Annotated in this window: 9 protein-coding genes; all 9 read left to right on the plus strand. The window is 56.8% G+C overall.

The window, feature by feature from the left end; translation table 11 throughout:
* A partial coding sequence (locus Q427_RS07225; protein ID WP_043512411.1) for an FAD:protein FMN transferase occupies positions 1–220 on the plus strand: 220 nt, incomplete at its 5' end.
* A 14-nt stretch (positions 221–234) separates the two neighbouring features.
* Positions 235–483: a hypothetical protein gene (locus Q427_RS07230; RefSeq protein ID WP_043512414.1), complete on the plus strand. Its 249-nt coding sequence runs from the start codon at positions 235–237 to the stop codon at positions 481–483.
* Positions 484–498: 15 nt separating this feature from the next.
* Entirely contained in the window at positions 499–756 is a 258-nt protein-coding gene (nqrM, locus tag Q427_RS07235) for a (Na+)-NQR maturation NqrM (protein ID WP_043512417.1), read from the plus strand.
* 97 nt (positions 757–853) lie between these two features.
* On the plus strand, positions 854–2245 hold the full coding sequence (gene sthA, locus Q427_RS07240; protein ID WP_043512420.1) for a Si-specific NAD(P)(+) transhydrogenase: 1392 nt from the start codon (positions 854–856) through the stop codon (positions 2243–2245).
* 442 nt (positions 2246–2687) lie between these two features.
* On the plus strand, positions 2688–4793 hold the full coding sequence (locus tag Q427_RS07245; protein ID WP_081785871.1) for a polysaccharide biosynthesis protein: 2106 nt from the start codon (positions 2688–2690) through the stop codon (positions 4791–4793).
* A 158-nt stretch (positions 4794–4951) separates the two neighbouring features.
* The gene (locus tag Q427_RS07250) at positions 4952–6085 is read left to right on the plus strand and encodes a polysaccharide export protein (RefSeq protein WP_231613507.1); all 1134 of its coding nucleotides are present in this window, start codon (positions 4952–4954) and stop codon (positions 6083–6085) included.
* A gap of 2 nt (positions 6086–6087) precedes the next feature.
* The gene (locus Q427_RS07255; RefSeq protein ID WP_043512422.1) at positions 6088–6525 is read left to right on the plus strand and encodes a low molecular weight protein-tyrosine-phosphatase; all 438 of its coding nucleotides are present in this window, start codon (positions 6088–6090) and stop codon (positions 6523–6525) included.
* 49 nt (positions 6526–6574) lie between these two features.
* Complete coding sequence (locus Q427_RS07260) at positions 6575–8782, plus strand: polysaccharide biosynthesis tyrosine autokinase (protein WP_043512424.1); 2208 nt, start codon at positions 6575–6577, stop codon at positions 8780–8782.
* Positions 8783–9079: 297 nt separating this feature from the next.
* Positions 9080–10396: a lipopolysaccharide biosynthesis protein gene (locus Q427_RS07265; protein WP_081785872.1), complete on the plus strand. Its 1317-nt coding sequence runs from the start codon at positions 9080–9082 to the stop codon at positions 10394–10396.
* Positions 10397–10495 lie beyond the last annotated feature (99 nt).

Here is a 10495-nt window from a genome sequence, read left to right on the forward strand (position 1 = left end):
AGTTGCCCCGGTTTCGTTTGGCGACGAGCTGGAGCGCCTGATACACGCGCTTGCCGTCGATCGCCTCACGGAGTGGCTGACCGAGCATGACGTCGAACACATGATGGTCGAGGTCGGTGGCGTGATTCGCACCCGTGGACGACCACCCCGGGGAGGCTGGTGGCTCTCCCTGGAGCATGCGGGGATGCCGGAGCAGGCGCGGGGCATCGAATCAACCTGACGGACGCGGCACTGGTGCACCGGCTGGTCAGGCCCACCCCGGTGGCGATTCCCACTCTGCCCAGAACCCTTGGCATCAGCGTGGTGGCTGAAACCGCCAGCGAGGCGTCGCGTCAGGCGCTGTTGCTGATGGCAGCCGAGCAGCAGGGTACGACACCCGGCCAGGTCCCGGGGATGGATAGTGCCGCCCGGCTCGTTGTCAAGACACCACAGGGTATTGAAATTCTCTACACTGCGGCGATGGAGCCGTGGCTTGAGTACTAAGCAGAGGAGCGCGACATGAATATCTTTTTTCTGGTTCTAGGTTTCATGCTGCTCGTCATGGCTGCCATGGCGATTGGTGTGATCATGGGGCGCAAGCCCATTGCCGGCTCCTGCGGCGGGCTCAACAACCTGGGCCTCAAGGACGGCTGCGAGGTCTGCGGCGGCAAGGATGAGATCTGCGAGGAGGAAAATCGCAAGAACAGTCCCAGCGCCCGTCGCAGAAGTGACGAAAGCCGCGGCGCCGACCTGGGGTACGACGCAACCCGGCGCTGATTGCCATCCTCAACCAATAAGCTTGGAGCCTGTCGGGCTTGACAAAAGATTAGCGTTAAGTCCGACAGGCTCCTAGGAAAAGGAGACGCGAGAGCCCATGGCAGTTCATAACTATGACGTGGTGGTGATCGGGACCGGTCCTGCCGGTGAGAGTGCGGCCATCAATGCCGCCAAGCATGGCAAGCGGGTTGCGGTCGTGGAGAAGCAGCCGGCAGTGGGCGGCAACTGTACCCACTGGGGGACGATTCCGTCCAAGGCGCTGCGCCACCAGGTCAAGCAGATCATGGCCTTCAATACCAATCGCATGTTTCGCGATATCGGTGAGCCTCGTTGGTTCTCCTTTCCCCGGGTCATGGAGCGATCGCGTATCACCATCGACCAGCAGGTCGAGATGCGCACCCGCTTCTACGCCCGCAATCGAATTGATCTGTTCAGCGGTGTGGCACGCTTCAAGGACGAGCATACACTGCTGATTCGCGATCGCCAGGAAGCACTGGAAGAGCTTGTTGCACAGAAGATCGTCATTGCCACCGGCTCGCGGCCCTATCGGCCGGCTGATATCAATTTCCGCCACCCGCGCATCTATGAGTCGGATACCATCCTGAGTCTGTCACATACGCCTCGTACCCTGATCATCTTTGGGGCGGGGGTCATCGGCTGTGAGTATGCCTCGATCTTCTCCGGACTGGGCGTCAAGGTGGACCTTATCAATAACCGCGACAGCCTGCTCTCCTTCCTCGACGACGAGATCTCCGACGCGCTCTCCTATCACCTGCGCAAGCATGGCGTGCTGATACGTCATAATGAGGAGCACGAGCGCGTGGAGGGCGATGAGTCCGGCGTCACGGTCTACCTCAAGTCGGGCAAGAAGCTGCGTGCCGATGCCTTTCTCTGGGCCAACGGTCGTACCGGCAACACCGATGAGCTGGGGCTTGAGAATATCGGCCTGGAGGCCAACGGTCGCGGTCAGCTGCAGGTAGACGACCATTACCGGACTACGATTCCCCATATCTATGCCGCCGGTGACGTGATCGGCTGGCCGAGCCTGGCAAGCGCCGCCTACGATCAGGGGCTCAATGCCTGCGACGAGCTGCTCGACCGGGACTACCGCTACGTCAACGAGGTTCCCACGGGGATCTACACCATTCCCGAGATCAGCTCCTTTGGCCGTACAGAGCGTGAACTGACCGAGGCCAGAGTGCCCTATGAAGTGGCCCAGGCCTTCTTCAAGGACACGGCCCGTGCCCAGATCACCGGCGATACCGTCGGGATGCTCAAGATTCTCTTTCACCAGGACACCCTGGAGATCTACGGCATCCACTGCTTCGGAGACCAAGCCTCGGAAATCGTCCATATCGGCCAGGCGATCATGCAGCAGAAGGGCGAAGCCAACACCTTGAAGTATTTCGTCAACACCACCTTCAACTACCCCACCATGGCCGAGGCCTATCGGGTGGCGGCGCAGAATGGCCTGAATCGGGTGTTCTGAGACCTGAGCGGGAGCCTGTACTACTCGCACCTGTGGTTCATTTCGTGACAATCTCCTGCCGTAGGCTCTTCTACCCCGCTGGGTAGGGCGGGCCTACTGGTGTCTCAAGCTGCTGGCAGTGACGAAAACTCTGAAAGGTCTCTGCCAGGACACCGTCGACCTCCACTGAGTTGAAAAGCTGCCCACCCATGCCAGCTTTTTACCAAGAATCCTCTGTTCTCGGAGGAGAGAGTTGGAATTCCGTCATGGTGTCAAGCATGTATTATTTCATATCCCCCGCCTGATTTTCTTGTAATCAGAACGCTTTGATTTGAAACATACTGTAACGGTGGTTAGCCTCTAAGAGCACCTGCTTGATGGTACTGGTGGCCCTTTGGTGCGACTCGCTGACAGCATCTTTCTGCGAGTCCATCGAATCTGATGGGACCAAGAGGGATGCTCGATGTCTCCATTCTTGTCGATAGTTTTTGGGTTGCCCCGCGCCAGCAAGCGGGTGATACAAGTGGTGGCGGACGTTTTCCTCATTACGGTCAGCTTCCTCGTGGCCATGCGGCTGCGTGTGGACAATTTCGACTTCCTGTCTCAGCCTGCCGTATGGATCGCCCTGTCCATTGCTGTACCCATCAGCATCGCATTGTTCATCAAGCTGGGCTTCTATCAAGCAATCATCCGCCACCTTGGACTGAAGGCCACCCAGACGATGCTGATCGGTGTGCTTGCCTCGTCCGGGGTGCTGAGCCTGATAATCACTCTATCCGGACTTCCCATTCCAGGCTCGGTCCCTTTCATCTATGCCATGGTGGCACTGATCGCGATCGGGGGAGTCAGGCTCGGCCTTCGTCATCTTTTTCTCAGTGACCAGGAGCGACGCAAGGCACGAGTACTGATCTATGGTGCCGGTGCCTCAGGCCGCCAACTGGCAATGTCGCTTCGACATGGCAGAGACTACCAACCTGTTGCATTCGTGGACTATGCGCCCAGGCTTCAGGGAAGCCATGTGCAAGGGCTCAAGGTATATCCGCCAGAAGAGAGTGGTTGGTTGATCAAGACCTACGGCGTGCAGAAGCTCCTCTTGGCTATACCTGAAGCGACTCGAGCCAGGCGGCAGGAAATCCTTCAGTCCATCGAGACATTGAACATACCCGTACAGACCATTCCTGACATGGCCGACATCATCTCGGGGAAGGCAAGGTTCAACGAACTGCTGGACGTTGCGATTGAAGATCTGTTGGGGCGAGATCCTATTCCCCCCGATCCAACACTGATGGGTGCCGACATTACTGGCAAGGTTGTGATGGTGACAGGTGCCGGGGGTTCCATTGGTAGTGAGCTTTGCCGGCAGGTCTTATGTCAGAGTCCTCAACAACTGCTACTCATCGATGCCGCTGAATGCGCCCTCTATTACATCGAACAGGATCTCAAGCAGATGCAGGAGAGGGCAGGTTCAAGTATTCCCTGTTTGCCTATCCTGGCATCGGTTCAGGACGGTAAGCGTCTTGAAGCCCTTCTGCGGGGATTTAATGTCAACACGATTTATCACGCTGCAGCTTATAAACATGTGCCGTTGGTCGAGCAGAACATGTCAGAAGGCATCTGCAACAATGTGTTCGGAACGCTAGCCATGGCCAAGGCTGCCATAGCGGCCAAAGTATGCAATGTAGTCTTGATTTCTACCGATAAGGCAGTCAGACCCACGAATGTGATGGGGGCGAGCAAACGGCTGGCCGAAATGATATGTCAGGCTCTCGCCAAGGAACAGTCCGTAACCTGTTTCTCCATGGTTCGTTTCGGCAATGTGCTGGGATCCTCGGGTTCCGTTGTACCCCTTTTCAGGAAGCAGATCGAAATGGGAGGTCCCATTACCGTGACTCATCCCGATGTAACTCGATATTTCATGACCATTCCAGAAGCGGCTCAACTGGTCATACAGGCGGGAGCCATGGCACGGGGAGGGGATGTCTTCGTACTGGATATGGGAGAACCAGTGAAGATAAGTGACCTTGCCTTTCGCATGGTGCGGCTGACGGGGTTACAGCCCTACTTTCCTGATATCGAAGAAGCAGTCGACACGCTAAAGCATTCTAGTTGCTCGAAAGGGGATATTGCCATTTGTTTCACCGGCATGCGCCCTGGTGAAAAGCTGTACGAAGAGCTCCTGATAGCAGATTCTGCAAAGGCCACATCGCATCCGAGGATCATGACAGCCGTAGAAAAAATGGTGGAATGGGATGAGCTACAGAAGTTATTGCGCGCGATTAATCAAGCTTGCTGCGAGCAGGACATGAATCAAGTCAGAAATATTCTTTTGTCGGCGATGATTGGTTATGACTCGCAAAGTGATCTCGTCGATATTCGCTGGCTTCAGAAAGCGGATCATGATCGTGCACCTGAAAGTGCCTCGGCAGAATGGCTGGGTGATGAACTAACCATTAAGGAAGAAGTGCCGAGCCTGGCGAAGTTTAAGTCTGGTGGCACAAAGATGGCTTTTCATCCCCAAGGAAGTCCCGAGACAAATGTTGCGATGATGTACAGGAAGCCCGACCAATAGTGATTGATGTGGATTAAGTGGCAAGGTGGCAGTAGTGGCAAGGTAGTTGTTCGAATTGTGCAAATTGATGAAAAGGCTTCGAGGACTCGCCGTCACTTCGGGGCGGTAGCGTGGGGACATGACCGCATGCCCAATCCAAGCTCTGAGAGATACTAATAATGAGCGACACATTCATGGCGATACCCCGGTCGCTTCGGGCGACATTGGCAAGCTTGGCCATGCTTGGGCTGGCAGGCTGTGCCTTTGCCCCTGGTGGGCATATGAACTATCCCGATGTCGAAAGTGTCGACCTTGCCTCGATGGTCGATATCGAGCAGATCACTCCGGCGCTGCTACAGCGTATCGAGCGAGAGCGGCCGACCGCGCAGGCTCGGTCTGAGGTGTTGCGCCGCCAGATTGCCGATTATGACTACCAGGTAGGGCCCGGCGATATCCTGAGCATCATTGTCTACGACCACCCTGAGCTTACGATTCCCGCAGGGGCCGAACGAAGCGCTGCGGAAGCGGGCAATATTATCCGACCGGACGGCACCATTTTCTACCCCTTCCTGGGGCGCATCAACGTTGACGGGAAGTCTACCGATGAGATCCGAGTCCAACTCACACGCGGTCTGTCAGCGTATCTGACGGATCCCCAAGTGGATGTGTTTGTGGCCCAGTACAATTCACAAAAGGCATACGTGACCGGTGCCGTAGATGCGCCAGGGGCGCTGCCCATCACCAACTTGCCCTTGACCATCGTGGATGCCATCAGCGCCGTGGGTGGCCCTTCCGGCGATGCCTACTGGCATGAGCTCACTTTGATTCGCGAGGGTCAGGAAGAGCGGCTCTCGCTGTTTGGCCTGCTTAGTGAGGGGGACCAGAGCCAGAATCGTCTGCTTCGCGATGGCGATCAGCTGCACCTTGCCAGCGCTGACAACAAGGGAATTGCCATGCTTGGTCAAGTCATCGTGACCGGCAATCTACCCATGAACCGTGAGCGCCTCTCGCTTACCGATGCCCTGTCACGAGCAGGTGGAATCAACGAAGAGCGTGGCGATGCCACAGGGATCTTCGTGATGCGCTCCCAGCCGGTGGAAAGCGATAAGTTGGCCACGGTCTATCAACTGGACGTGAGCGACGCAACTGCCTACATGATGGCCAGCAGGTTTCCACTCAAGCCCAACGATGTAGTGTACGTGACGACCGCCCCGCTGGCCCGCTGGAACCGGGTGATCACTCTGATCCTGCCGTCCCTGGGGCTGCCGGGTGATATCCGGGGTGGTCGCGACAGTTTCGAAGATCTGCTCTAGGCATGTTCCAGCGCATATTGATCGTGTGTACCGGTAATATCTGCCGCAGCCCGGTAGCTGCGGCGATGTTGCAACAGCGGCTGCCGCATCTGACGGTAACGTCGGCTGGCCTGGGCGCCCTGGCCGGCCAGTCGGTGGATGCTCAGGCCCGTCGACTGGCCGAGGCTAACAGGCTCGACGTATCGTCGCATCAGGCGCGCCAGTTGGACACTGATTTGCTAGCCGAAGCCGATCTGGTGTTGGTAATGACAGACGGCCAGCGCCAGGCCGTCGCCAAGCGTTGGCCGGAGGTGCGTGGCAAGATATTGCTGATGGGCAAGTGGCTGGCAGATCAGGAGGGGAGCGATATCCCCGACCCTTACCGTAAGAGCCCGGAAGTCTTCGCACATGTGCACCGGATGCTGAATGAGGCAACGCGCCTATGGGCACAACGCCTTTGAAGCCCGTGCCATGTCCCCTTTCTTCCCCTCCTTATCCGCGGAAGAGTTCATGAACGAGACACCGCAACAATCGGCACAGCAGCAGGACACGCAGGAAGCCACCATCGATCTGGGGCGTTTGCTGGGTGTGCTGCTGGATCACAAGTGGCAGATTATTATCATCACGCTGCTCTTTGCCGGGGTCGGCTACGTACAGGGGCAACTGGCCACGCCGATCTATCAGGCAGATGCCTTGGTACAGGTGGAACGCCGCTCTAGCGTTAGCCCTTTCGGTACCGTTGGTAGCATCCTTGGTGAGGATGTCGTCAGCACGCCGGCAGAGGTGGAAATTCTGCAGTCTCGAATGGTGTTGGGTCAGGTAGTGGACCGCCTGGAGCGAGACGTGATCATTCGCCCGGTGGAATTGCCCTTCATCGGCAATTTCGTTAAGCGTCACGGCATTCCTCGCCCCGAGTTCATGGGTGGCCAGCCGCATGTCTGGGGTGATGAATCTCTCGGTGTGGCGCGTTTCGAGCTGGCAGACAGCCGTCGCGGACAGCGGCTCTTGGTTGAGCGACTGCCCGAGGGTTATCAGGTACTGCTGGATGGCATGCCCATTGGCAGGGGACAGGTCGGCCAGGCAGAGCGCTACCTTGAGGGTGATTTGACGCTGCATATTGCCAGCTTCAATGCCGCGCCCGGTGCCCGCTTCCGACTCATGAAGCAGCATCGAACCTCGGCAATCGGCAGTATCGGAGCGCGGTTGCAGATTCGGGAAACATCATCGAGCAGGGATGGTGCCGGCATGCTGCGCCTGATCATGATCGGTGACGACCCGGCTGAACTCACCCGCACGCTGGGTGCCGTGGCGGAAACCTTTCTGACTCAGAATGTTGAGCGGCAGTCTGCCCAGGCCCAGCAGAGCCTGGAATTTCTTGAAGAACAAGCTCCGGAGTTACGCAGCCAGCTGGCGGAAGCCGAACAGTACCTGAACGAGTATCGGGCGGGCCTGGATAGTGTTGACCTCGACAGTGAGTCGCAGGCTGCCATTCAGCGTTACATCGAGCTCGAAACTCGCCTGAACGAGCTGGAGTTCCAGGAAGCCGAACTCGCCCAGCGGTACACGCCCAGCCACCCCTCCTATCAGGCCCTGCTACGACAGCGCCGTCAGATCCAGCAGGACCGGACTGAGCTGAACGACCGTGTGAAGGAGTTGCCCGCTGCCCAGCAGGAGGTCATTCGTCTACGGCGCGATGTGGATGTCACCCAGGCGATCTACGTCAACGTACTCAACACTATACAGGAGCTGGAAGTGGCACGTGCTGGCACCATCGGCAACGTGCGCATCATAGACACCGCGGTGATCAGCGGCCTGGTGGCTCCCAATCGCACCCGTATGATCCTTCTGGCTACGCTGGTTGGTCTGGTGCTCAGCGTTGGCCTGGTGCTGGTGCGTGAGTTGCTTCGACGCGGCGTGACCTCACCCGACCAGATCGAGGCAGCGGGGATTCCCGTCTATGCCACTATCCCGCTTTCGAGCGCCCAATCACGCCTGACCAAGCGGATGAGGCGAAAAGGCCTGAAACAGAGCAAGAGCGTGGTGACCGGGATACTGGCCGAACAAGCCCCGGCCGACCTGAGCGTTGAAGCGATCCGCGGGCTGCGCACCAGCTTGCATTTTGCGCTGCTGGAAGGCTGCAATAATCGCATCATGATCACGGGCTCCAGTCCCGGCGTGGGAAAGAGCTTCCTTACCATCAACCTTGCCGCAGTCTTTGCCCAGGCCGGTAAACGGGTGTTGGTAGTGGATGCCGATTTGCGTAAGGGGTATCTGCATCGCGCCTACAAGCTGGATGCGAGCCCGGGGTTATCCGACTACCTGGCATGGCAGTGCGAGCTTGCCGATATCATTCGCCCCACCGGCATCGATAACTACCATGTGATCAGCCGGGGAAGGGTGGCTCCCAATCCCTCCGAGCTGCTCATGCAGACGCGCCTGGCCGAGGCCATGGTGGTCTTGAGCGACCGTTTTGATCTGGTACTGGTTGACACCCCCCCGATGCTTGCGGTGACTGACGCCAGCGTGGTTGGCAAGCACTGTGATACTACCTTATTGGTGGCCCGCTTTGAGCAGAACCCGGTGCGTGAGATCAAGGCGGCCAGACGGCGCCTGGAAGACAACGGCATACGGGTGCGCGGTGCTGTGCTCAATGCCGTGGAGCGCAAGCCCTCGACTGCCGACGGCTACTACGGTTACTACCACTACCAATATCGCTGAGAGAGTCCTTTTCCACATGATGATTCTTATTACTGGCAGTGTTGAGTTCACCGGCTTTGATATGGCCAAGCGATTGCTGGAGCAGGGTGGTAGTGTGGTCGGGTTCGATAGAGAGTCAATGACGACTACGACGCCGCCATCGAGGGGCCTGGCTGGAGGTACCGTGGACCACGCCAGTGAAGTCGTTCGTAGTTAGCGTCGTGTACTGGTATCACGAAATCTATGGAAATAAACCATGAAACTATTGATGACCTGGGCTTATCAGGTGCCTGATTGTTTCAGAGGCGCAGTTAGGCCATGAGTAGTGCGGTGCTCAACCGTCTACATGACCGCGTTAAGGTATTTGGAAAAAGCAGGTTCGCGCGCAATGTCGCCACCGTAGCAACGGGGATCGCGGCCGCGCAGGCGATCTCGCTTGCATTCATGCCCTTCCTCACCCGACTTTACGGGCCAGAGGCTTTCGGGGAACTGGCGGCGTTCACCGCTGTAGTCAATATAATCACACCGCTGGCTACCCTTGGCTATGCCAATGCTATTGTAATGCCAGAAGCAGAGGAGGGCGCGGCCGCGGTTGCCCGCTTGTCTTTGGTATGTGCATCAGTCGTGGCGCCGGTAGTACTTATTTTCGTGTATCTCTTCCAAGCCCGGTTAGCTACCTGGACTGGGTTGAAAACGGCGCCGGACTTGCTGTATCTCATCCCGGTCTCCCTTTTAGTGATGGCATTGCTGTCGGTCGCCAACCAGACCGCTATTCGCGAGGGGCTGTTCAAGGCGAAAGCAGGCTCACATGTTGCCAGCACGCTGGTGATGAATCTCGGTAAGTTGGCAGGTGGACTTCTGGCACCAACTGGACTACAGCTGATTGTATTATCGGTGGTGGGAAATGCGCTCAACTTCCTGCTGCTGCTGGCACACGTGCCAAGAAAAGGTGTCTTCGAGGTGCGGCGTTGGTTTGGCACTGCGGGGATTCGGAGCGCTGCTCTCTTGCAAAGGGATTTTGCTCTGTATCGGATGCCCCAGAGCATCATTAATGCCATGTCTCTTGGACTACCGGTTATCGTGTTGACAGCCCTCTTTGGTGCGACTACCGCAGGGCAGTACTCAATTACTATGTTGGTGCTGAGTGCACCTGTTATGCTGCTTGGGAAATCAGTCGGTGAAGTTTTTTACCCGAAGATAACTCGTGCTATTCATGACAAACCCGAGAATGCAGCCGACCTTATTCGCAAGTCAATAGTGGTATTAGCACTGGTAAGTGTAGTTCCCTTTGGAGCCATAGCATTATTTGGAACATTGATTTTTCCATTCATTTTTGGCGCTGAGTGGGGGCGAGCAGGTGAGTTTTCGCAATGGATAGCCCTCTGGTTGACACTGAAGCTAATGAGCAGGCCTGCTCTTGCTGCAATGCCGGCTTTGCTGATGCAGCGCCATCTGTTAATCTACGAGGTGCTTGTCACGATTGCCCGTATCGGTTCTCTCTATATTGGCGCTGCATATATTGAAGATGATGTTGTATCTATCGCAATGTTCTCGTGTGTGAATGCGGCTGGATATGCATTATTAATGCTGATTGTCTGGAGAAAGGTCCAGCAATTAGTCATACGCTCAACGTAAACAAATAGGGACTTTCCATTTTTTTATTCATGGACGATACAGCAAGATATGCTTAGCGTAAAAAGTATGAATCCAAAGGCTACGGGCAGTTGTCTGCTG

Source organism: Halomonas sp. BC04, assembly GCF_000568385.1.